This window comes from Parageobacillus caldoxylosilyticus (assembly GCF_019272935.1).
GTDB classification, from domain to species: domain Bacteria; phylum Bacillota; class Bacilli; order Bacillales; family Anoxybacillaceae; genus Saccharococcus; species Saccharococcus caldoxylosilyticus.
In genome coordinates this window covers 3311547-3334048 of the sequence record NZ_CP040553.1, presented here as the reverse complement: position 1 = coordinate 3334048, position 22502 = coordinate 3311547, and the positions used below count along the sequence as shown (strand labels likewise).

At 39.6% G+C, this 22502-nt stretch carries 16 protein-coding genes, 3 pseudogenes and 1 riboswitch; of the genes and pseudogenes, 5 read left to right on the top strand and 14 right to left on the bottom strand.

Annotated elements, in window-relative coordinates; genetic code table 11:
• Positions 1-377: 377 nt before the first annotated feature.
• Complete coding sequence (locus tag BV455_RS17145) at positions 378-1508, bottom strand: RNA-guided endonuclease InsQ/TnpB family protein (protein WP_042411865.1); 1131 nt, start codon at positions 1506-1508, stop codon at positions 378-380.
• A 145-nt stretch (positions 1509-1653) separates the two neighbouring features.
• On the opposite strand from BV455_RS17145, the gene BV455_RS17140 reads away from it, so the two are divergent.
• A complete protein-coding gene (locus BV455_RS17140; RefSeq protein ID WP_081162602.1) occupies positions 1654-2031 on the top strand; it encodes a YmaF family protein in 378 nt (125 codons plus the stop codon).
• A gap of 383 nt (positions 2032-2414) precedes the next feature.
• Here BV455_RS17140 and BV455_RS17135 read toward each other — a convergent pair whose 3' ends face one another.
• The 9 genes and pseudogenes from BV455_RS17135 to BV455_RS17100 form a co-directional block, all read right to left on the bottom strand.
• Positions 2415-3740: a Na+/H+ antiporter NhaC family protein gene (locus BV455_RS17135; RefSeq protein ID WP_218687454.1), complete on the bottom strand. Its 1326-nt coding sequence runs from the start codon at positions 3738-3740 to the stop codon at positions 2415-2417.
• A gap of 109 nt (positions 3741-3849) precedes the next feature.
• Positions 3850-3955, bottom strand: a riboswitch (SAM riboswitch).
• Positions 3956-4121: 166 nt separating this feature from the next.
• Positions 4122-4778 (bottom strand): TetR/AcrR family transcriptional regulator, encoded by a 657-nt coding sequence (locus BV455_RS17130; RefSeq protein WP_218687453.1) that lies wholly within the window; start codon positions 4776-4778, stop codon positions 4122-4124.
• A gap of 15 nt (positions 4779-4793) precedes the next feature.
• Positions 4794-5591 carry an ABC transporter permease subunit gene (locus tag BV455_RS17125; RefSeq protein WP_017437766.1) on the bottom strand — a complete coding sequence of 266 codons (798 nt, stop codon included), beginning with the start codon at positions 5589-5591 and terminating at the stop codon, positions 4794-4796.
• Complete coding sequence (locus BV455_RS17120; RefSeq protein ID WP_218687452.1) at positions 5581-6477, bottom strand: ABC transporter ATP-binding protein; 897 nt, start codon at positions 6475-6477, stop codon at positions 5581-5583. Before BV455_RS17120 ends, BV455_RS17125 begins: the two co-directional genes overlap by 11 nt.
• 497 nt (positions 6478-6974) lie before the next feature.
• Positions 6975-8141 carry a tryptophan synthase subunit beta gene (gene trpB, locus BV455_RS17115; RefSeq protein ID WP_218687451.1) on the bottom strand — a complete coding sequence of 389 codons (1167 nt, stop codon included), beginning with the start codon at positions 8139-8141 and terminating at the stop codon, positions 6975-6977.
• Between the two features lie 191 nt (positions 8142-8332).
• Positions 8333-8452 (bottom strand): annotated as a pseudogene (locus BV455_RS21005) (IS3 family transposase); the annotation flags it as partial.
• A 231-nt stretch (positions 8453-8683) separates the two neighbouring features.
• Positions 8684-9061, bottom strand: a complete 378-nt coding sequence (locus BV455_RS17110; protein WP_042411874.1) for a hypothetical protein — start codon at positions 9059-9061, stop codon at positions 8684-8686.
• Between the two features lie 345 nt (positions 9062-9406).
• On the bottom strand, positions 9407-9784 hold the full coding sequence (locus tag BV455_RS17105; protein ID WP_218687450.1) for a DUF6454 family protein: 378 nt from the start codon (positions 9782-9784) through the stop codon (positions 9407-9409).
• Between the two features lie 332 nt (positions 9785-10116).
• A complete protein-coding gene (locus tag BV455_RS17100; protein ID WP_218687449.1) occupies positions 10117-10479 on the bottom strand; it encodes a hypothetical protein in 363 nt (120 codons plus the stop codon).
• A 349-nt stretch (positions 10480-10828) separates the two neighbouring features.
• Here BV455_RS17100 and BV455_RS17095 point away from each other — a divergent pair, with 349 nt between their 5' ends.
• The 4 genes and pseudogenes from BV455_RS17095 to BV455_RS17080 all read left to right on the top strand — a co-directional run.
• A complete protein-coding gene (locus BV455_RS17095; RefSeq protein ID WP_081162429.1) occupies positions 10829-11908 on the top strand; it encodes a thermonuclease family protein in 1080 nt (359 codons plus the stop codon).
• A gap of 545 nt (positions 11909-12453) precedes the next feature.
• On the top strand, positions 12454-13842 hold the full coding sequence (locus BV455_RS17090) for an amino acid permease (RefSeq protein WP_081162431.1): 1389 nt from the start codon (positions 12454-12456) through the stop codon (positions 13840-13842).
• Between the two features lie 467 nt (positions 13843-14309).
• Positions 14310-16355: a molybdopterin oxidoreductase family protein gene (locus BV455_RS17085; RefSeq protein WP_218687448.1), complete on the top strand. Its 2046-nt coding sequence runs from the start codon at positions 14310-14312 to the stop codon at positions 16353-16355.
• A gap of 214 nt (positions 16356-16569) precedes the next feature.
• A pseudogene (locus BV455_RS17080) lies at positions 16570-17189 on the top strand (RNA degradosome polyphosphate kinase); the annotation flags it as partial.
• 148 nt (positions 17190-17337) lie between these two features.
• Here the strand turns inward: BV455_RS17080 and BV455_RS17075 are convergent.
• The 4 genes and pseudogenes from BV455_RS17075 to BV455_RS17055 form a co-directional block, all read right to left on the bottom strand.
• Positions 17338-18115 (bottom strand): annotated as a pseudogene (locus tag BV455_RS17075) (YheC/YheD family protein).
• A gap of 554 nt (positions 18116-18669) precedes the next feature.
• Positions 18670-20016 carry a YheC/YheD family endospore coat-associated protein gene (locus BV455_RS17065; protein ID WP_218687445.1) on the bottom strand — a complete coding sequence of 449 codons (1347 nt, stop codon included), beginning with the start codon at positions 20014-20016 and terminating at the stop codon, positions 18670-18672.
• Entirely contained in the window at positions 20000-21376 is a 1377-nt protein-coding gene (locus BV455_RS17060) for a YheC/YheD family endospore coat-associated protein (RefSeq protein WP_061579009.1), read from the bottom strand. Before BV455_RS17060 ends, BV455_RS17065 begins: the two co-directional genes overlap by 17 nt.
• Complete coding sequence (locus tag BV455_RS17055; protein ID WP_218687444.1) at positions 21342-22439, bottom strand: YheC/YheD family protein; 1098 nt, start codon at positions 22437-22439, stop codon at positions 21342-21344. Before BV455_RS17055 ends, BV455_RS17060 begins: the two co-directional genes overlap by 35 nt.
• Positions 22440-22502 lie beyond the last annotated feature (63 nt).

Sequence of the window (22502 nt, the reverse complement as noted above, 5' to 3'; positions counted from 1 at the left end):
ATAGTAAAATAAACAAAAATTTCGCTGGTGTTTGAAATGTGCAACTTGTTCACCTGCTGTTTTTTTCTATTATTTTAGCATTAAACATCATCAACTGGTTATAAAAAATTGTGACAACTCAGCTATTCCATCTGTTTCCATGGCTCTAAATTCTTCTTTTGCTTTGCGGCAAACAAAAGGAATCCGATCCAATTACCTATAACATCGATACACTCCTCATCATATGATATATGGAAAGTCAACTACCCCCACTTAGCCTAACGGTTTGAAGTGGGAGCTTGTGACTGCCCAGTAGTGCAAGCGTCATTTTGACTCCTACCTCTTTTCGTTCCAAAAATGGAGCGTGGCGTCACATTAGGGGCAGATTGACAGCTGCCCTACAGACGGAGACCTGCTCCGCCTGTAACAGCGGAAATGTATTCGATGCCTTTCCGCTGGAGATTCATTGCCCCGATGCGGTCATCGTTGGAACGGTAACCACAATTGCGGCAACAAAACAAGTGTTTCCTTTTGTCCCGGTTGGCTCTTTCGGTATGGCCGCATTTTGGGCAGGTCTGTGAGGTGAATTTAGGATCCACCGCTATTACTTTCGAACCATTCCGCATAGCCTTGTATTCCAGCATTTCCCGAAGTTGGCGGAACGCCCAGGATACCGTCACATAGCGGTCTTTCAGTCGCACTCTCTCGGTTGCGTGGCGGACACCGGTTAAATCTTCGATTACGAATAACGTGTTCGGTCCGTATTTTTCAACGAGTGCCTTACTAACGGAGTGATTGATGTCCGTCATCCAACGGTTTTCTCGTTGACCGATTTTCTTCAGGCTCCTTCTGGCGGAGGTGGTGCCCCGTTTTTGCAGCTCTTGCCGCAACCGTTGATAGTGGCTGCGTTTCTGTTTGACCGCTTTTCCTCTGAAAAATGTGGTCTTACCCTGGGAATCGTAAGCGGTGCAAAGGAAATTGACCCCAAAATCCACCCCAACCACTTGGCGGATATTTCCTAGATCGACATCTTCCACTTGTTTGAACACCGGGATATGGAGGAACCATTTCTTGTTTTTGTATATTAATTTGGCCGTTCCGAATTTCCAGATACCATCAAAGTATCGTTCCATTCCCTTTCGTTCAAAGGAAACTTTAATACGACCATGTAGGGTGTTGATGGAGAACACGTCCCCACAAAGGGTGTAATCCCGATGCCAAACTAAATCATATTCCCCTTTTTTGAAACAGACCAAGTTCCATTGATGCCCATTGGATTGAAGCGACTTATAGCGGGCAATTACGGTTTTGACGACGGACTGGGCCATTTGAGATTTCAGAGAAAATACACTCCGCAAATGGCGATAAGTCAGGTCATGTAATTTTCGTTGTTTGAGGATTTTATTTTGGAAAACCATGTTTGAAACATATTGACATCCTCTTTGATAAGCGGAACGTGTTTCATGCAGGAGCGTCTCTTGCTCCGGGGAGGGGTTCAATTTCACTTTGGCGGTCAAGGTCAATTCCATGGGTTCACCCCCTTTTGGTAAATAGTTCACTAATTCTATTATACTACTTTAGTGAAATATCATGGCGATTCCTCCCCACCTGAAAAACGGAGCATTCAGGTGGGGTCTCCTCGCCAAATATTTGATGAATGAAAGGAGAAAAACAATGGAAATACCTGTAAGTGGATACTTGGTTCATTCTGATGATTCCGACTCCTATCACTCGCATAACCTGTATATTACTACTTGGGATGGCAGACCTGTGCATGTTCACCAATTCTCCGGGGTTACTTCTTTTGACGTAGGCCATAGCCATAGATATGTTGGAAAGACAGAACCTGCGCCAAGCGGTGTTCCACATACACACCGTTATTTTACATTTACCTCCTTCGATGATGGACATAGACATGAGATAAGGGGCGTTACCGGACCGGCTATTCCACTTCCAGGCGGGGGGCATTATCACGAATTTTCCGGCGTTACAACCATCAGCGGACGAATTCCCCACTCGCATCGATACAGAGGAAAAACAAGCGGTGGATAAAACTCGATGTTAACCAAGCCGCGTATCAAGTAGTTGCCTCAAAATAATGTGATAATGGTATAAGTCAGTGAGCTTTTGTATACTTCCATCCTAACTTAAATCATAGAAAAACCACTAACAGAATAAACAGGGGTTCAATCGAATGATGAAAAACAAACAGCCACGTCCCTCATCTGGCTTTCCACAAAATCGTAGTAGATTAGTTTAAAGAGAAAGTGAAGAAAAAATATATTTTTTGACGGAGCAACTATGACTTGTTTAAGTAGTGATAGTCACTATTTTGGACTGTGGTTATGAAAGAAGGAAATCATCTCACAAACGGAAACGCTCACATATCAGAGCACCCCCATAAAGAAAAGGTCTCCATATCAGAGACCTTTTCTTTATATCGCTTTATTCGCTTGTAAGTCCACCTTCACTTCTTTTGGCGTTTTCAATTTTGGATAGTCAAACACAATCGCAAGCATACCACAAACTCCAATTAAGATTGGATAGAATGAATACTGCAAAATGCTTAATGGTGAAATGGAAGCAACACCTGCTGCCAAAAGCATTTGCGCACCGTATGGGATGAGCCCTTGGAAACAGCATGAGAAAATATCTAATATGCTGGCAGATTTACGCGGATCAATGTCATATTGATCTGCAATGTTTTTCGCAAGTGGGCCAGCAATTAAAATGGAAATCGTATTGTTTGCGGTTGAAAGATTTGTTAAACTCACTAACCCTGCGATACCAAATTGTGCTCCTTTTTTCGACTTTACATTTCTTGTTACTAATTGAAGTAAATAATCAATTCCACCGTTATGTTTAATGACTTCCACCATACCGGAAATTAAAATCGCAAGCAGCGACAATTCTTGCATTCCAGCGACCCCGTCACCGATGGCTTGAATGAGGCCCATTGCATTATAGCTTCCATCAAGAAGGCCGATGATCCCTGCTAATAAAATGCCGCCTGCTAACACAACTAGTACATTGACACCCATTAATGCAGTCACCAATACACCAAGGTAAGGCAAAATTTTTATCCAATTAAAAGATTGATTCGTCATTTCCGCTTGCTCTCCAGCAGTAAATATCCAGAAAAGAACGATGGTGATAATGGCTGCTGGTAAAACGATGAAAAAGTTCACCTTAAACTTATCTTTCATTTTCGTATTTTGTGTTCGTACTGCCGCAATCGTTGTGTCTGAGATAAAAGATAAGTTGTCTCCAAACATGGCACCGCCAATGACAGCTGCCATCGATAATGCCAAAGAAATATCCGTTTGTTCGCTGATTCCGACTCCAATCGGCGCTAATGCTACAATCGTTCCCATAGAAGTTCCCAGCGAAATGGAGATAAAACATCCAATGATAAATAAACCGACTATTAATAAATTTTGCGGAATAACGGAAAGGGCTAAGTTGACCGTTGATTCAACAGCCCCCATTTTTTTGGTTACTTCCGAAAATGCCCCTGCTAATAAGAAAATGATGACCATTAACATAACATCGGCATTTCCAGCCCCTTTGGTGAACACTTCAAACTTCTTCGTTAAAGACTCTTTCGGATTCATCATCAACGAAATACTTGCCGCAATCAAAATCGCCACAATGACTGGAAATTTATAAAAATCACCCGTAACAATTCCTGCACCAATGAACAACACTAAAAAGACAACAAACGGAAATAACGCAAATAGATTTCCTTTTTTTAACTCCACTCTTTCCACCTCATTTTATATTTTTTCGAAGGGCCTATTCACATAGAGAAAAGGCCTCTTCTTATCTGAACATAAGAAGAGGCCTTATACGTATCTATATAAGAAACCCTTCTTATCTTTCAAGCATGATGCTTGCTGGATTTGGCACAGCACTCGAAACCGAGTCCGCTGCCGAGACTTCTTCGGGCCAGTCCCTCCGCCTCTCTAGATAAGAAGATGAACGGTCGTATTTTGTTGTAAAAACAACTAAAAGGTTACAACATATTCATCTGTTGCGCAATACACCTTGAGAATGTCTTATTTTTAAATAATTTTCAACAAATCTTAAAATAATATGCAAAAATCCCGTAGCTAAACGCCACGGGAAAAGAAAGCAAAAATCTATTCTGGTTTATAGATCCCATATTTCATTATCTTAAGATATTCATTCAGTTCCCTTATCAAAGACTCCACACCACTCATGACATCCATTTGCTTATTTTTGTATATAGCCATATACTTATTAGACAGTTGTTCGGCAATCAACATGGTCATGCGGATCACGGTATCCACGGAGATATCCTCTCTAAGTTTTTCCGTTTGGATCAGGTCTTTAATATAAACATGCTCTAGCAAAAAATCTTCCTGATAAGCTTCGTAGTATTTCTTAATGATTTCTTCCATTTCCTCCTTTACTGCCACAGGAGGATTGATGAAGGCATCCGTGATAAACTGAGTTTCTTGGAGGTACTGAACCGTCAGTTTTTGTTTCAACAGGACGATTTCTTTGATCCTTTCAAAGAAATCATCAGATTGAATTTTTTTCAATTCTTCCATTGCTATTTCCGTCAGAAAGTCCTTCACATAATTCACTAAATAAAGGTACAAGTTTTTCTTGCTCCTAAAATAATGGAAAAGGAGCCCTTTAGAAATTCCCGCCCGTTTCGTAATGACATCTGTAGAGGCTTTTTCATAGCCATTTTTCACAAATTCTTCGATGGCCACTTTGATTATCAGGTCTTTTTTTTCTTGTGGCTGCTTTTCAAAAGCTGAATACAATTCTAACACCTCTTATTAGACTGCAATATCTTTCTTTCTATATACCATATATGCAGTGAATATACTAATCAAAATGACCGCAGCCATAATAAAGATATACAGAGGCTTCAGCTCGTTATCATTAATAATGGAGGCGGCGTCCACATATTTAAACGGGCTGAAATATTTTAGGAACTCTAAGTCTTCCGATATCCCTGCCATCACATTCATAAAGTAGGCAGCTAGGACAATCCCCAGTGAGATGGAAAGGATATTTCGTGTTTTTTTCATGAGCGATGACAACATAAAGGCAATAGCACCGAAAGTCAAATGAAGCAATATCGTTGCGACAATTAGCAAACTAAACGTGTCAGTCGGAACATCCGGGTCTTTTGCAAATTGAAATCCAATGATACTTGCTATCGTCGAAATCCCGTTAAAGATCAAAATATTTACCAAAACGGCCAGAAGTTTTTCTGTTACGATTTGGCTTCTTGTGACAGGCTTTGACAACAAAAATTCAATCGTTTTTTCATTTTCTTCCTTGGCAAGGATATTGGATGCAAGAATTGCCGAGTATATGCTTCCCAAAAGGGTAGTCATCATATAGATTTCTACACCGTAAAATCCCATCAAATCTCCCATGTTTAGCTCATTCATTCCAAACGCTTTTTTAATCGATTCCGGATAGGACTCAAGCAGCTTTGTCATTTCTTTTTGCTGCTCGGCAAACTGAGGATAAATACTTAGCGTTAATAAAATAAGACCGCTGAGTACGATGCTCCAAATGATTAATGATTTTAAATTTCGTTTCAACTCTCTCTTAAAAATCATTGTCAACCCCGCCCTTCTCATAGTAATGCATAAATACTTCTTCGAGAGTCGGCTCTTCGATTAACAAATCCTTAATCGGCAGGGCATTCAATTGATTTAGAAGCGCCTTTATATCCCCGCTGTAAAGCAACGTTATTTCATTTCCTTTTACTTCTTTCTTCACTATTCCTTCCAATTTGAGGTCTATTGGTTCCGCCCGTTCAAATGTAATCGTGATATATTTCAAATTTTTCTTCGTCAGATTTTCAATCGTTTCTACTTTAATAAGTTCCCCTTCCTTAATAATGGCGACCCGATCACACATCTTTTGCACTTCAGAAAGAATATGGGAGGAGAAAAAGATCGTTGTCCCCTTCTTTCTTTCCTCTGCAAGAAGTTCAAAAAAGGTGTTTTGCATCAGCGGGTCGAGTCCGCCTGTCGGTTCGTCCAATATAAGAAGTTTTGGCTCATGCAAAAGCGCCTGGACAATCCCCACCTTTTTTCGATTACCAAACGAGAGATCTTCGATTTTTTTATGGAGATCCAAGTCAAGTCTTTCCGCCAGTTCTTTCATTCTCTTCGGATTAAATTTTTTATAAAAGCCAGCTGAGTATTTTAATAAGTCGATCACCTTCATATCATCGTAATAATGGACTTCAGACGGCAGATAGCCCACGTCTTGCCTTATTTCTTTTGAGTGCTTGATGATATCTTTTCCAAAAATAGTCGCACTCCCACTAGTCGGATAAATGAAATTTAACAGTGTTCGAATGGTTGTGCTCTTGCCTGCTCCGTTCGGACCGATAAACCCGAAAATTTCTCCTTCTTCAATGGAAAAGGTAAGGTTTTTAATTCCCCGGTTCTTTTTATAAGTCTTGGTCAAATTCTTGATATCTACAATTTTCATACATTCCTCTCCTTCGGGTGGCTTTGCATCCATTGACTGATCAGTCAATTCCATTATATAGAAATATTGACTCGTAAGTCAATGCATTTCAAAAAAATCTGCACGGTGGATAGCAATCCCTACAAAGAACACGACATAAGCCATTTGCTCTCCAGTCTCAATGTCCTGTGTAACTCCACAGATGATGGAAGAAATTTATTTCTTCTATGAGGAGTGGAATAATAAAAAAATCCTTTACACAAGTGGACCAGCAAGGATTAGACTTGATATATTTATTTTGACATAGCCATTCTTTTTTCTTGATATCATATCACTAGAATCTTAAATCAGATACATGCCTGCGACACCATGTAAGATATTTCAATGGTCATTAGCGAAAATAATTCTTACCAACCGCCTTGTTATGGTAATGTTTAAAGCCACTTGGCTATCCAAATAAAAGAGGCTGTCTCATATCCTGAGACAGCCTCCTGACACATTACAATTCCCCAAGTCGTTTATGCCTGTTTTAACATATGAAATACTTGCTCCACGTCTTTATCTCCACGTCCTGAAAGGTTGACGATAATGATTTGCTCTTTGCTTAATGCCGGCGCCAGCTTCAACGCATAAGCAACCGCATGGGCACTCTCAAGCGCTGGAATAATACCTTCCGTTTTCGATAAAAGTTGAAATGCTTCAAGAACTTCCACATTTGTCACCGTATAATACTCGGCACGTCCTGAAACTTTCAGATGGCTGTGCTCAGGACCAATTCCCGGATAGTCAAGACCAGCGGCAATCGAATAAGTCGGCTGAGGATTTCCTTCTTCATCTAGCAACACTAAACATTTAAACCCATGAAGCACGGATGGGACACCTTTTGTAAGCGTCGCCGCTTTTTCCGGTTCGACGCCGATCAGACGTACGCTTGGTTCATCAATATAATGAGCAAACGCTCCAATCGCATTGCTTCCACCGCCAACGCAAGCGATGACGACATCAGGCAAACGCCCTTCCTTTTCCAAAATTTGCTGTTTACTTTCTTCGCTTATGACAGACTGAAAATGTTTAACGATACTTGGATACGGATGAGGTCCAACCGCTGAACCAAGCAAATAGAACGTGTCCTTATAGTTTTGAACAAAGTCATTTAACGCTTCATCGACTGCATCCTTTAATCTTCCTTGTCCTTTTGATACCGGAACGACTTTTGCGCCTAAAAGCTCCATGCGAAACACATTTAATGCCTGGCGTCTTGTATCTTCCATACCCATATAAATGGTGCAATCCATGCCAAACATCGCACAAGCCGTCGCGGTAGCGACGCCATGTTGTCCCGCCCCCGTTTCAGCGATGACGCGTTTCGCTCCCATTCGTTTCGCAAGCAAAATTTGTCCGATGACGTTATTGATTTTATGTGAACCTGTATGGTTCAAATCTTCACGCTTCAAATAAATTTTCGCCCCGCCTAAACGCTCGGTAAGCCGAGCTGCAAAAGTAAGCGGATTCTCACGCCCGACATACTCTTTTAAATAAAACTTGAATTCATCATTAAACTCTTGATCATCTTTGTACTTTAAAAACTGTTCTTCCAAGTAATCAAGCGCTTCCTGCAGTTCCGGCGGCACGAAACTCCCGCCAAACTCGCCAAAATAACCTTTTCTGCTCTGAACTAAACTCATTGCTCATCTCTCCTCTGCTTTTCAAACTTCATAATTAGGATATTCCTTTTGCCCATGGAAGTCAATAAATTTTCTGTATTTTCTTATAAATATTTTATCTCCTCAAGCCAGCCGGACGAACATAAAAAGAAAAATGTTCCCTTCCTGTTTCGAAAACATAAAGCGGTGCGGAAAAAATAAAGACGAAAACACTCTGTCTTAAATTGGCTAAAGAAATTCTCCATGCATTCATTGTCCCAACAGTTGCCTTTTCTCGACATACTGGCTTTCATCCCGTATCTTTGAAGTAGTTGGCAAAATTGGCGGAATGTGTCCTGGATGTTTCACCCAACGTCGAACCATGGAAAAATCAATGCTTCATTCTTTTTGCCACTGTTTGGTATCCCATCTCTTCTTTTAGGTATAAATCCGCCGCTTTTTTCTTAAACGCGATATCATAGTTTTTGTCCATAAAAAATCCCCTCCATAGCAAACAGATTTAGGTTCTTTCTGTCTACTATAAGGGAATCATATCATGTTAAGATGAGCACTTTTTTATGTGATTAATAGTTTTGAATAAACCCGTATGCTTTGCAACCGAAATCCGAATCATTTGGGTTGCAATCAAGGTGCAGGGAGTAGTATCCTCCAGGATTTGCCGAATAGATTAAAGGACCGATTGACCCGCCAGAACTTATAATTCCGCTTTTAATCGTAACACCGTCTTTTTTAAGATAATATCTTACGCTATACAAGCTGCCGGAATTCACCGTTACACCCCACCTGTATTTCCCGTTTGTAGGAACCCACAGTTTGCTGGATCCGTCTGCATAATCGCCGGGATCTAACCAAACGTTAACACTTGCCGCATATGCATTCGTCGTTGATGCAACAATGAATGCAAAACCGAGAAGCAAAGCCATCATTGATTTTTTCCACATATGTTCCAATTCCCTCCTAATTTATAAATTACAAAATGATGTTATCATAAACATTAATTTGTATAAAAGGTAATAAAATAATAAACATCTAGGAAAAAGGAATTGTTTTTATATTCACTCTATCTTTTACATAAAGTGGAAACGATCGCGGCAGGACGTTCACATGCAGAGAGAAGAAAGAAGATATTTTATTGCATTCATGAAGCGGCTTTTGGGGAAGAAGGAATAGCACCGGGTTTCTTAGTGAGGCAATCATATAACGAGCTATTCTTCCTATGCTTTTTGAAGAAGAATAGCTCTTTTTTCTATTTTACGATACAAGCTTCTATCAGGTCCTACTGTTTATTATTTAAGGTTGGTTGTTTCATACACCAGCAAGGACGCATCATCGTCATCCGGTACAGCATAAAGTCGCAGCCCTTGACCAGCACTCTCCAGAAACACCGGGTTACGGGTATCATACTTCACCGGTTTTTCGATGATTTCCACGGAGGACATATAATAGAGGTCTCCAATTCGAGTCATTCCTTGCGGGTGATAGGCATTAAATTGTAGATGAATCTTTTCTTTTTGCTGCCACTTCGTATCACGGGAAAGCTGCCGGAACTGATCGTCTAGTTTTTGCTCTTTTGTACTGGTAATGTGCGATTGAGGCATTGCTAGAACGGTAGATGCAATACCAATTAAAAGCGTTGTTGTAACGGTGAATACAATTTTTCGCACGATGATCCTCCTATTCAGTATAAAAAGTTTTCCTTTTTCAATTCCATTTTATTTTTCCCGGATCATGCAAAAAGCCTTTCCCTGTAAATTTTACAAAAAATTGTTATGAGTTACTAACCTTGGATGTTAATTTGGATTGTGGCGCCTGAACTGTTATGCCGGCGTTTTATAGTGAAATACAGGTTCTTTTACAGGTTTAGTTTTCCAATTTTTTAACTTGTTTTTCAAGTAATCCTTTAAGAAGTCACGTTTCTTTTTTCGCCTTTTATTACGATTTTTCATGGAAAGTCATCACCCTTCAATCACCAAATAGATTCAGTTTACCTTTTTTCTTAAGGGAAAATCGATTTTAAACTTCTTGACTTATTTGAGTAATGATATGAATAGTACTGTTTACAGAATGTAATAGCTGCTTGAGCATTCTTTATTTTGCACTTTCTGCATAAATCAGCTAACATCAATAGTTGATAAGCCACGAGTTGTTGGTTATTCGTGGCAAGAACATAATAAATGATAGTGTTTATGACGGGTTGTGGTATATTCATTTCGCTCAACTTACGGAAAATATCTGAATGAGAACGGAGGGATGGAATGTATTCCTGGGCTTCTTTCAAAACTTCATCTGTTGTATGCTCTTCCAAATAACGGGCTAATTTTCTCTCCTTTTCATCAAGAAGGCTGATATCATAATTCATTTCCTTTTCTCCTTCCTAGCTGCCGTTTCTAATCTATATTATTTTATTTTTTTAAGTCATCATCCTAGGCATTTTAATTACAGGGGATTTTCAACTCCTTTCTTTCAAATCTAAAGCCATTATATAATAGCTTTTCTTAAAAATTTGTTTATAAATCCAATATTTACCTATTTTTAAAAGTACTTTCAACCTACCGTAATAAAATAAAAAAACTTTTCAATTATTACCTTATGTCTAAGGTAATAGCTGCCTATTACAAAAATTTACAATATATAAATATAAAATTCATAATACTCAAACAATATTATGGTCTAATGAAAGTAGATTTTTTATTAAAGGAGGATTTGTGGTGAAGAAACGACTTTTTTCTCTAGCTTTCCCTGTCATGGTTACTCTTAGTGCGTTTTGTGGGCTTTTTCCGCACACTTCATCTGCTGCTACTTACACTGCTACTGTTGATCGTGTAGTAGATGGCGACACGGTTTATCTCAAAGAAACCATCCAAGGGACAAACAAGGTAAGAATGCTTTCCATCGATACTCCTGAAACCAATTATCAAGGCCAAGCTCAAGAACCTTGGGGAACAGCAGCAAAGAACTATCTCCAACAACTCCTTCCATCTGGAACCCGTGTAACAATTGAGACGGACGTAGAGGAAACAGATGCTTATGGCCGTTTACTCGCTCATATCTATAAAGGCTCATTAGATATCAATAAAGAAATGGTTCGCCAGGGACACGCCGTGACTTATTATATCTGGCCAAATATGCTTCATTTCGAAGAATATCAACAAGCTTATCTGGAGGCAAAACAGAACGGTCGGGGAATGTGGAATCCATCCAATCCCATTCCGGAACTTCCTTTTGAGTTTCGTGACCGTGTCTCAGGACAATCTCAAGACAAGTATGTAGGGGATTTTTTTACACATACGTATGTTGTACCAAATGACTATAAACAAATCCCGATTGAAAAGCGTGTGTTTTTCTTTACTGAATCAGATGCTCTTTCTGCTGGATATACAAAAGAAGGCTCTACAGGTGGCGGCGCTAGTGGCCTTGTGATTAATGAGGTTCTTCCCGCCTCCGGGACAAACTACCAGAAAGAGTTTGTAGAAATCTACAACTCGACAGATTATCCCGTTGATTTATCTGGCTATATCATTGATGATATTGTCAATGGCGGTTCTTCTCCTTATACCATTCCAAATGGAACAACCATCCCTGCAAAAGGATACTTTGTATGGGAAACAAGTAACTATTACAACAACTCTGGAGACGATGTAACTTTAAAATCCCCGGATGGAACAATCATTGATCAGTATCACTACTCCTCTTCCAGTGCAGATAAGTCTTGGGTACGTATGCCGGACGGAGGAAGCTGGTCTACTACGATGGATTCGACACCGACCAAAGGTGCTTCTAACAACTAATTAGAAATAAGCCTTTCTTTATTAAACAAAAAGAGGTGATTTTCACCTCTTTTTGTTTTGAATCTCGCGAACCTCTCCCACCTACACTCCACTTAGAGGCAGAAGCTTCTCACCCGCTCCACCTAAAGAAGAAGGACGTCTTCTCCTACTCGATGAACCATCAAATGCCTTCTTGTTGGATCAGCAAGCAACATCATTTTTTCATCGATAGAGCAGAACTTATATCATTTTTACTCCAAACCCTCTTTTCTTTTTGAATCGTATAAGGTATACACAATTTTTTTATAACCATGTGTTTTGCAGCACACTCTTGACAAACAGAAGGATACTATTATATTCTAAAAACAAATTTTATGCTTAACTACATAAAAGCGCAAAAGCATAAAAGCGTTTAAGCAAAAAAGTTTCGAAAGGGAATTTATTAATGAGAAAGCAGCTTTCGTCTTAACCATCTTTGGTCATTTTTTACCTTTTCTTTATTTTAGTTTTATAACTCTATCATTATCTGTAAATATTTAATATTGCGACAGGAAGGCAGGACCAACATGAAAAACAATCATCAAGATTTAAAGAAAGGTTTGTTACCTAGACACGTTCAGTTTATCGCTCTAGCAGGCATGATTGGAACGGGCATTTTTAAAGGAAGTGCAGATACGCTAAATATAGCGGGGCCAAGCGTCGTTTTCGCTTACTTATTAGGCGGCCTATTATTATTTATTGTGATGGCGGCGTTGGCGGAAATGGCCATTGTCTATCCCAACTTAAACGTTCAGCATCTTGTATATAAAGCGTTTGGATTTCATATATCCTTTATCGTAGGATGGCTTTATTGGATCAATTGGACTATTGTCACCATTGTCGAAATTTTAGCGGCAGGAAGCTTCTTAAAATATTGGTTCCCATCCGTACCGTTATGGCTTTTAAGTTTTCTTTGTACCGTTTTGATCATCGGAATTAACTTGTTTCATGTAAAGTACTATGGGGAAATTGAGTTTTGGTTCGCGGGAATTAAGATTATCGCATTAACCGTTTTTATTATTTTAGGTTTTTGTATTTTATCAGGAATCATTCCAAGCGCTATCGATGATCCTTTGTCTCACTACACGGAACACGGCGGATTCTTTCCTCATGGAATCGGAGGAATGTTGAGTGCCCTTTTAGTCGTCATGTTTTCATATGGCGGGGCAGAGCTAATTGGTGTCGCTGTTACAGAAACAAAAGATGCAGAGAAGGTATTGCCAAAAGTAATTAAGGGAACCGTATGGAGAGTCATTCTTTTTTATATTCTTCCTATTCTTATTATATGCGGTTTGATGCCATGGAATAAAGTTTCGGGGGAAGAAAGCCCATTTGTTCAGGTATTAAGCATCACAGGACTGCCTGGAGCAGCCCATATCATGAATTTTGTTCTTTTAACAGCCGTTTTATCAGCGGCAAACACGGGAATATATGCAACTTCCAGAATGTTGTATTCCATGGCGCAAAACGGTGAAGCTCCAAAAAGGTTATTAAAGATTTCCAAACACGGAATACCGATAAACGGTATTATTGTCGTCACCATATGTATATTGGTTGGTGTATTTTTCGCTTATATGACTCCAGATCAAGTCATCAGCTATTTCATGACGATACCTGGTTTTACGGTTCTTTTAGTATGGATGAGTATTTGTTTAGCCCAACTAAAGCTCCGTTCCCATTATAAGGAGAAACCGTTTTTTCAGGTAAAATGGTTCCCATACACCACTATATTAGCAATCGTATCTTTATTGATTATCTTCATCTCTTTTATATTTAATAAAAATAATATCATCGGTTCTACCGTCTGCCTTGTTATATTATTGCTGCTCACCACATTTTCTTTCATGAATAAAAACAGAAGAGAAAAAAACGGTGAATATAACAAGGGAACAAAGGGCCTCGTGCAAAATCTCTAAATTTCGACATTAAAGATTTGTCGGCCGAACGTGGGTTGTATTTCTAGAAAATGCAGCCATTCTTAGTTATTATTGATGGTTGACAATATCTTGTTATTAGCATTAAAAAACTCGGATTGAATAGTAAAGTGCCCTAGTAAAATGGGACAAGGAAAAAACACCTCCTGAATCGAAGTATAACTTTATTCGATTGATGGAGGTGTTTGTCTTTATGGGGACAAGAGTTCATTATCCAGAGGGGATCAATTGGGCCAGTTCCTCTACCTCTCTAGATGTAAAAGTTAAAAATATTTAATTTTAGGATTTATCTAAATGGATAATTGTCAATCTAACTATTCCAATGAGTTATCTCACTTTTTAAATCATTTTATTATATTAACTATCTAAATCGATAAAGTCATTTTATTAATGTTTTAAATTAACAAAATAGTATTATGATATAACCTGATGATGAAAGGAGCCTATATATGCTCTCATTTGTAAAGCAGCCAACAGGTGTATTTCCATCCGTTTGTTCTCTGGATTGCCCCGATCAATGTGGGTTACTGGTACATAAACAAGATGGAAAAATTGTAAAAATACAGGGAGATCCGAATCATCCTGTGACAAAGGGAAATATATGCAATAAAGTACGGAATATAATTGAACGAATTTACGATCCAAAGCGCTTGAAATATCCAATGAAACGTACGGGAGCTAAAGGAGAAGGGAGATTTGAGCGGATAAGCTGGGACGAAGCGATTGAGACAATTACTGCCAAATGGAAAGAGCTGATCCAAACAGAGGGACCTGAAAGCATTCTTCCGTATAGCTTTTATGGCAACATGGGAAGACTCAGCGCCGAAGGAATGGACCGGCGGTTTTTTCATCGATTGGGTGCCTCCCTGCTCGATCGGTCAATTTGTTCGTCGGCCGGCTCGGAAGGTCTTAAATATACAATGGGAGGCGGCTTTGGAATAGACCCTGAAGATACTATTCATTCAAAATTAATCATCTTCTGGGGAATCAATGCTGTAAGCACAAACATGCATCAGGTTGTACTTGCGCAAAAAGCTCGAAAAAATGGAGCAAAGGTCATTGTCATTGATGTACATAAAAATCAAACCGGCCAATTCGCGGATTGGTTCATTCCAATATTGCCTGGTACCGATGCTGCTCTTGCCCTAGGCATGATGCATATTTTATTTGCCGAAAACATGGTAGACAACGATTTCTTAAAGAAATATACAGTCGGACATGAAGAGTTGCGTGAGCATGTTGTCCAGTACGACCCCATCACTGTTTCCGGAATAACAGGTGTTCCCGTTGAAGATATTTATAAACTGTCCAGGATGTATGGTCAAATCACGCCTTCCTTTATTCGAATCGGCAATGGTCTTCAGCATCATGACAATGGGGGCATGTGTATTCGTACCATTGCTTGTCTTCCTGCCCTAACCGGACAATGGCTTGTAAAAGGCGGCGGAGCCATCAAGTCAAATAGCGGTTATTTGGCCCTTAATACAGAAAACTTGCAACGCCCGGATTTATTGAAAAATAAACATACACGCATCATAAACATGAATCTGCTTGGCCAGGCATTATTGGAATTAGACCCACCGATAAAATCCTTATTCGTGTACGGCACAAACCCTGCGGTTGTCGCACCGGATAGCAATAAAGTAAGAAAAGGTCTGGCAAGGGAAGATCTCTTTGTCGTCGTGCATGACTTATTTTTGACAGAAACAGCAAAATACGCAGATATTGTACTTCCTGCAACATCTTCATTCGAAAATACGGATCTTTATACATCATACTGGCACCATTATGTTCAAATTCAGCAGCCAGTTATTGAACGATATGGAGAGTCCAAATCGAATGTCGAAGTGTTCCAATTGCTTGCGAAAAAAATGGGTTTCGAGGATCCATGTTTATATGAGACAGAAGCTGAAATGATTTCGCAAGCCCTGGATAACCCGAACAATCCTTACCTTGAAGGAATCGATTATGAAACATTGGTTAAAAAGCAGTATGTAAAAGCAAATGTAAAACCATTGTTGCCAGGAAAACTGCCAACACCTAGCGGAAAAATTGAACTTTATTCAAGGAAGATGGAACAAGATGGCTACCCTCCTTTGCCAACCTATACACCACTTGTTAACGATGGAGACTTCCCGTTTTTGTTTGTGCCTGGCCCTAACCATCATTTTTTAAACACAACCTTTTCTAATAATGAAAAACACATTTCTTTTGAAAAGGAACCACGTTTGCATATGAATATTAAAGATGCTTTATCGAAAGGTATTAAGGATGGAGATCAAGTCCGAGTGTGGAACAATCGAGGAGAATGTATATTGAAAGTTTCTGTTGGAGAAAATGTACTTCCAGGTGTCGTTGTCACTCAAGGGCTCTGGGCCGATTCCCCAGGTACGAAACAGCTGGTAAACTCACTTACTCCCGACCGAGTTGCCGATATGGGCAATGGAGCGACTTTCTTTTCTGGGAGGGTGAATGTGGAGAAAATTTTGGATTGAAGAAAAAGGAAAATAAAAAGGACAGAGTATTTTGAACATATCCCTGTCAAGTAGACAGATTAATAACCACCCTTCTTCAGCGGCTTAGTTGAACCCCCCTGGGTGCCAAGGGGGGTTATGGGAACTTCCTTTAAGATGAATTATGTCAATAAAGGTGAATATGGTATACAACTAATATTCGTGAATTTGGCGATTTTACTTGAAGACCATAAACGATACGACAAACTTTTTTAATTATTTAAGCGGGTATATGGAAAAACCAGAATTTCATCATTTATCTGTAGCGCCGTTTGACCTTCGCCGTGATTTGATTAAGTTAATCGAAGATGAATTTCGCTTCCATAAACATCATGGAAATGGAAGAATTATCGCGAAAATGAATGCGTTGACAGATAAAGAGCTCATTATGAAGTTGTATGAAGCATCACAAGCGGATGTAAAAATTGATTTAATCGTTCGCGGAATTTGTTGCCTGCGCCCGCGCATTCCGGGTGTAAGCGAAAATATACGAGTGCGCAGCATTGTCGGTCGATTTCTTGAACATAGCCGGATTTATTATTTCCATCACAACGGAGAAGACAAAATATTTTTATCGTCAGCAGACATGATGACGCGGAATATGGAAAAGCGCGGGGAAATTTTGTTCCCATTTTCGCAGAACATTTGAAAAAGCAAATCAAAAAAATATTATCAATTATGCTTTCTGACAACGTAAAAGCGCAGAAACAAGACGAGCATAGCAATCACCATTATGTGGATCGCCGTGAGGGAGAAGAAGAAATCGACAGTCAATTAGTGTTATACAGCATGGCCTATAATGTCAGGGATGAGAAAATAAGGAAGCCCAAAGTAAGTATGGGCTTCTTTGTCTTTGACAAAAAAAGGATCATGATGAAACTGAGTATAAAATTTTACCGCCAACCTTCCCCCAGTTTAACAATGTATGTTTCCGCACACCATCCAGCATGCAAGGGAGCGTTCCTCATGAACTGAAACCAGCCAGAGATTTCGCATATTCGAAGGGAGTGGTGACTACTTTTAAATACATTTGCCTATCTTGGATCGAATAGAGAGGCAGTTTGTGGTCATGCAGCTGATGGATGTCCATTAGCCACACTTTTAAGCTTTCATCTATGATCATATCAATGGCCAAATCCGCATAATTTCCTCCACATTTATCAAGGGTTTTACAGGCCGAGATGCAAAGATCCATCATTTCCTGTTCCTTTAAAAATACTTCCCTTTCGTTCATTTGAAAAACTTTCCTCAACGCTTCCTTTCCGGTTAAAAAGATTCCTGACCGGTCAAAGTTGGCAGTAATTCCAGTTATGTCCCCCAAACGGGCAATGATGCCCGAACAGTTCCAATGTTTGGAACTATTTTTTTGCAGAATGACCCGGAAATCAAGGCGGTGATCTCCATATCTCTTGGCCGAAACTGCCTGTTGTATAAGATAGTCCTCATGCGTTATTAAGCCGTTAAGAAATTCCGCCGCTTCTTCTTGAGAAGGAAAACATCTTTCCCCCCGCAGATTCGTCAACGAAACAATATCCGCCGCATGTTTGATCCACTTTAAAAAGTCTCTTTTCATTTCTTGTTTCTATCGGTTTTAAATAGACGGCCCCATATAAAGATAACATATGATCCAAGCTTTGAACGTTTTTCAACTGCTGGGTATATGGCAAGTGTTCGCGCAGATAAGGATATGGGGAGAGCCATTGCCATAATTCCCACTTATTAAATAAATAGGAGTTAAACATATTTTCGCCAATTTTAGAGATAATTCGATTATACACTGGCTTTTTTACATCTATTTTCCGGTAGATGACGTCCGGATACGGAAAAAAACCATACTTCCATGGAGTTTCATCTTCTTTCGCAGCCGGGTCATAGTAATAACCTTCAATTGTTTGGGCGGATGAATAGGTTTTATTGGCTGCGCAAATATAAATGAGTCCCCGTATGTCTGAGTAGCTGCTTAAGTAGTCTTTATACGCATTTAATGACTCAGGCGTGATATCCCGTTCTTCCTTGAAGGTCATAAAGGCAATCACCGGGCCGAGATGCAGTTTTCTTCCTTTCATTTCTATTTCATATGGAAGGTGCTCCGGCAATTGGAAAGGCAGTTTTATTGTGCTTGATAAGCCAATCGTATTTTCAGGTATGCCGCTATGAATCTCCACTTCGACTTCCTGTTTCCATATGCCAACTTGTAAGATCATCCGCCGAGGTATCACTTCCCTTTCTTCTATGATTGATTCGGGAAGAAAGATCATGTTGTCTTTTTTCTCTGGCATCCATTTCATATACCACTTCATGATGACTCCTCCGGAAACCCAGCAAGTCTTTTGGCATAAAGCATATTCAGAAGCTTTATTCGATAAAACAGCGGACGATCATTGATATCAAGAGCAAACAACGGACTAGGGTTTAGATTGTTCATTTCAATGATCCACATCCTTCTCTGGGTGTCTATGCCGATATCAACGCCTAAATTTCCGCAATGCACACCACATTGTTCAATCCTTTGTGCGGCTTCATGTACGATACGCGATATTTCTTTCCGCCACTTAAAGACCTCTTCAGGGGAAAGACCAAATATTTTTTGCAGCGTAATTTCTCCAACTTCGGCAGTGCCGCCCGCTAAAATATTTGTCACAATACTGCCTTGCTGTCCATATTTGGCCACCATGCACATGTCATTCCACACACCTGCCTGGTCTTTTACCATCACGATGCGGAAATCGATTTTCTTTCCTTCAAAAGATATCAGGTCAAGAGCTTGCTGCAAGATATACTTTTTCCCCTTGAATTGGCTTTTGAAGAAATCAGCCAAGCTAAAGAGATTAGAAAAAGTCATCTCATAAGGGATACCGTCCTGATGATACTCCAATTTCAGACCATGTTCCTCGCTTTTGGAGACCTTGAAAATTCTCTCACCCATGCTACCATGAAGCGGTTTTACATAAATTTGCCGGTGAAGGTTCAAAAAGGATTCAAGATCCTGCGGCTTTTTGTAGAGAATCGTCTCAGGCAAATACTGCTTTAAGTGAGATGCTTGACTTAACCATTGATACATTTCCCACTTATTAAATACATAACTGTTAAATAGCCGGTTGCCGAAAATCGTTTGAAAATGATTTCTCCAGCTTTTGTTAAGATAAATCGTTTTAAACACGGCGGCTGGATACGAATAAACGCCTGGTTCCCATTCTTTCGTGTCCGGGTTAAACATATATCCTTCTATTGTATATTTGAAAGGATCCATGCCTTCCAGTGAAAAAGCAACAATCGCTCCGCCAATGCGGTCATAATCGTATAAGTAGTTGGATAAATATTGCACGGTATCGTCCAAAATACTCTTCTTTGATGCGGTCAGAATACCTATATAAGGCCCGATCAGAATTTCATTTCCCTCCCGCCGGATTTCGTAACGGCCACTGAGAGGAATCCTTAAGGACTCAATCATTCCAATCGATAATTTCATTTCGTTTTCGCTTAACTTAGAAGATATTTTCAGTTTGATTTCTAACGCTTGGATGCCAAAACGAAGAAACCATTTTTTCGAAGCGGAAATATTTTTTTGTTTCGCAGTGTTCGGGTGGATCGTCAAGCAGTCTTGAGCCTGCAGGTCCGGAATGATTTTATATTTCGGATTCATCGCTATCCTCCCAGCCAAAACCGGCAATAGAAGCTGAATAAAGAATAGGTTCGTAACATATCCGTCGGTAGATGCGATCATCCAATGTTTTAAATCCTTTAAAGGTTGGACGAACATTAGCTTCTATAAACCAGTAATGTTGTTGTTGATCAAGAGCAAGATCCAATCCAAATTCAGCAAAATGGAAGCCTGTTTGATCCATCATTTTGCAAAACTCCATAGAAATGGAGTGAATATCTTTGCTTACTTGAATGGGATCCACTTCGGTACCGAAGGCTAATGTTAACGCTTCACTCAACTCAAGCGCTCTGCCCCCATTGGAAATGTTTGTAATCATCTTACCCGTTCCTGCAAGTCTGCACTCTATTCCATTACAAACCCACTGCTTCCATCTGTTTTTCTGCATCACTACTCTTATATCCCAGGGACTGCCGTCAATTCGTGCTAAATCCAAAAAAGGCTGAATGATATAATCGCGTTTTAAATATTTTCCTTCATGCAGATAATCCTCCAATTGTGATGCAGGAATCGTAAAGTTGGTAAACTGTCGATAATCATGAATTTCCAGTGTCCCGTCAGGCTTGGATGTGATAATCGATATCCCTCTTCCTCTAGAAAGCTTATTAGGTTTCAGAATGACTTTTGAATATTTACCGAGGAACGCTGATAAACTGTCAACGTTTAATAATGCCGTTTCTGGCAAATATGGTTTCAGCTGATCATTTTCCCTTAATAGAGTATACAACTGCCATTTATCAAACCTTACATCATTAAATACTTTCCAATTGGAAACATCTCTGCATTCAGTGACGAAATTATTCCTGGAATTAAATCCTCTACGATAAACGACTGACGGCAGCGGCAATTTGCCATATACCCACCTTTTGTTCTCATAATTGAAGTACAGACCATAAATACACTTTTCCGGCCAGCTTATGGAGCAGTGCCTGAACGCGATAAAAAGACCTCCTACTTTTTCATAAACCCCCATCGCATCCGTTAATTCCTTCAATCTGCGATGGTGATAATAATAATGCTGGTCGCCAAGCAGAAAACCAATCACTGGGCCTATATAAATCGTTGTGTCAGTATAGCGTATCTGATACGTGGCAGATTTCTGAATCAAAAGCTGGTCAAACACATTTTGGGAAAGCCGGATCAGAGCAGGATCATGAAAATGATCTCCCGTACATTCATCGATAGAGGATAAAGCTTGCACTGTGATGGGGATTTCGTTTTGGCCAAATACCAGTTTGGTCTGAGTGTTCAACTTGTCTGCCAGATTCGTTGAAACATATATTGTATTTTTGGAATCATCCGTACATTCAACATCCCCTCTCTCCACTTTTATCCACTTCATTCTGTTGCCCCCTTTCCATTACATGGTTATGCATTAGAAATAACAGATAATGAAAAGCATTATTCAGAAGGTTCGATTGCGCCTCCGAATCCATGTGATGATACAAGTATGAATCTTGTTCAAAACCAGCAACGTAAATGAGGTAGGGACAACCGTTCTCATCAAATATATAATCAAGTGTACAACTCCCCATGAAGGGAATGTAAAAATCTAAAAATCCTGCTATTCGTAAAGAAATATCGGCTAATGTTTCCTCCACGTTTTTGTTATGATAAAGATCGCGGAGTATACTGCTTATTGTGGCATGATAAAATGCATTTCTTGAAAAAATGCCGTGCTTGGCCGTTATGGTTGTAACGGACCACTCTCCGTTTGCATCCTTTTGGAGATACACTCTGGCTTCCAAAGGATCGCTCTCCCATTTAAAGCATTCGATTCCCTTCATTAGAATATGTTTTTTGTTGCTAGTCATCTTTTCGATATAGTTAACAATATCGTTCTTTTCGCATATCTGTCCGTTTTGGCCGATACAAATCATGTAATTGTTGTTCCGGGTTTTTTTGATGACCACAGCTTTTGGTGGGTGAAACGTTTTTTCCGGCAGAAGAAATAGCGTGTCGTACTTGTGGAGATACTCCGTTAAAGTAGCGGCATTTAATGTTGCTGACGGCAAAAGAAATTGTTCAGAGCCTGTTAAAGAGGCTAACATTTCAAAAATGATATCCTGAACAAAACGATTAATAGGATTGATGACCATTATATTTTCCATTTTTCTCAATTTTCTCATTTTTTCGATTTTACTCTCAATCGAATGCAGGGCAAAATTATAAATAAGAGGAGGTAATTCGCAAAATCCTTGGCTTACCCGATCCCCTTCGATGATCGTGCCGCTAACAACCTGCTCCTCCAAATCCAGATTTTCTAATGTAAACAAGACGGTTCTTATGTTGTATTCTTTCGAGCGTTTGCTAAACTGGTCAATCATTTTTTGAAAAATCTGCTGCTGTTTTTTTGCATTATATATAAAACCAAAATCAACGGTTTCGGTTTGCACCAGCTTCACCTCTTTGCTTCCGATCAGATTGCAGCTTTCGATACTCTATCTTATGACTGCGCCATGTATTGG

Coding starts and splice junctions, on each gene's coding strand:
- BV455_RS17065 (WP_218687445.1), bottom strand. CDS start 20,016: ATGAATCCGAAATATAAAATCATTCCGGACCTGCAGGCTCAAGACTGC.
- BV455_RS17085 (WP_218687448.1), top strand. CDS start 14,310: ATGCTCTCATTTGTAAAGCAGCCAACAGGTGTATTTCCATCCGTTTGT.
- trpB (WP_218687451.1), bottom strand. CDS start 8,141: ATGAGTTTAGTTCAGAGCAGAAAAGGTTATTTTGGCGAGTTTGGCGGG.
- BV455_RS17100 (WP_218687449.1), bottom strand. CDS start 10,479: ATGAATTATGATATCAGCCTTCTTGATGAAAAGGAGAGAAAATTAGCC.
- BV455_RS17145 (WP_042411865.1), bottom strand. CDS start 1,508: ATGGAATTGACCTTGACCGCCAAAGTGAAATTGAACCCCTCCCCGGAG.
- BV455_RS17125 (WP_017437766.1), bottom strand. CDS start 5,591: ATGATTTTTAAGAGAGAGTTGAAACGAAATTTAAAATCATTAATCATT.
- BV455_RS17140 (WP_081162602.1), top strand. CDS start 1,654: ATGGAAATACCTGTAAGTGGATACTTGGTTCATTCTGATGATTCCGAC.
- BV455_RS17060 (WP_061579009.1), bottom strand. CDS start 21,376: ATGAAGTGGATAAAAGTGGAGAGAGGGGATGTTGAATGTACGGATGAT.
- BV455_RS17110 (WP_042411874.1), bottom strand. CDS start 9,061: ATGTGGAAAAAATCAATGATGGCTTTGCTTCTCGGTTTTGCATTCATT.
- BV455_RS17120 (WP_218687452.1), bottom strand. CDS start 6,477: ATGAAAATTGTAGATATCAAGAATTTGACCAAGACTTATAAAAAGAAC.
- BV455_RS17090 (WP_081162431.1), top strand. CDS start 12,454: ATGAAAAACAATCATCAAGATTTAAAGAAAGGTTTGTTACCTAGACAC.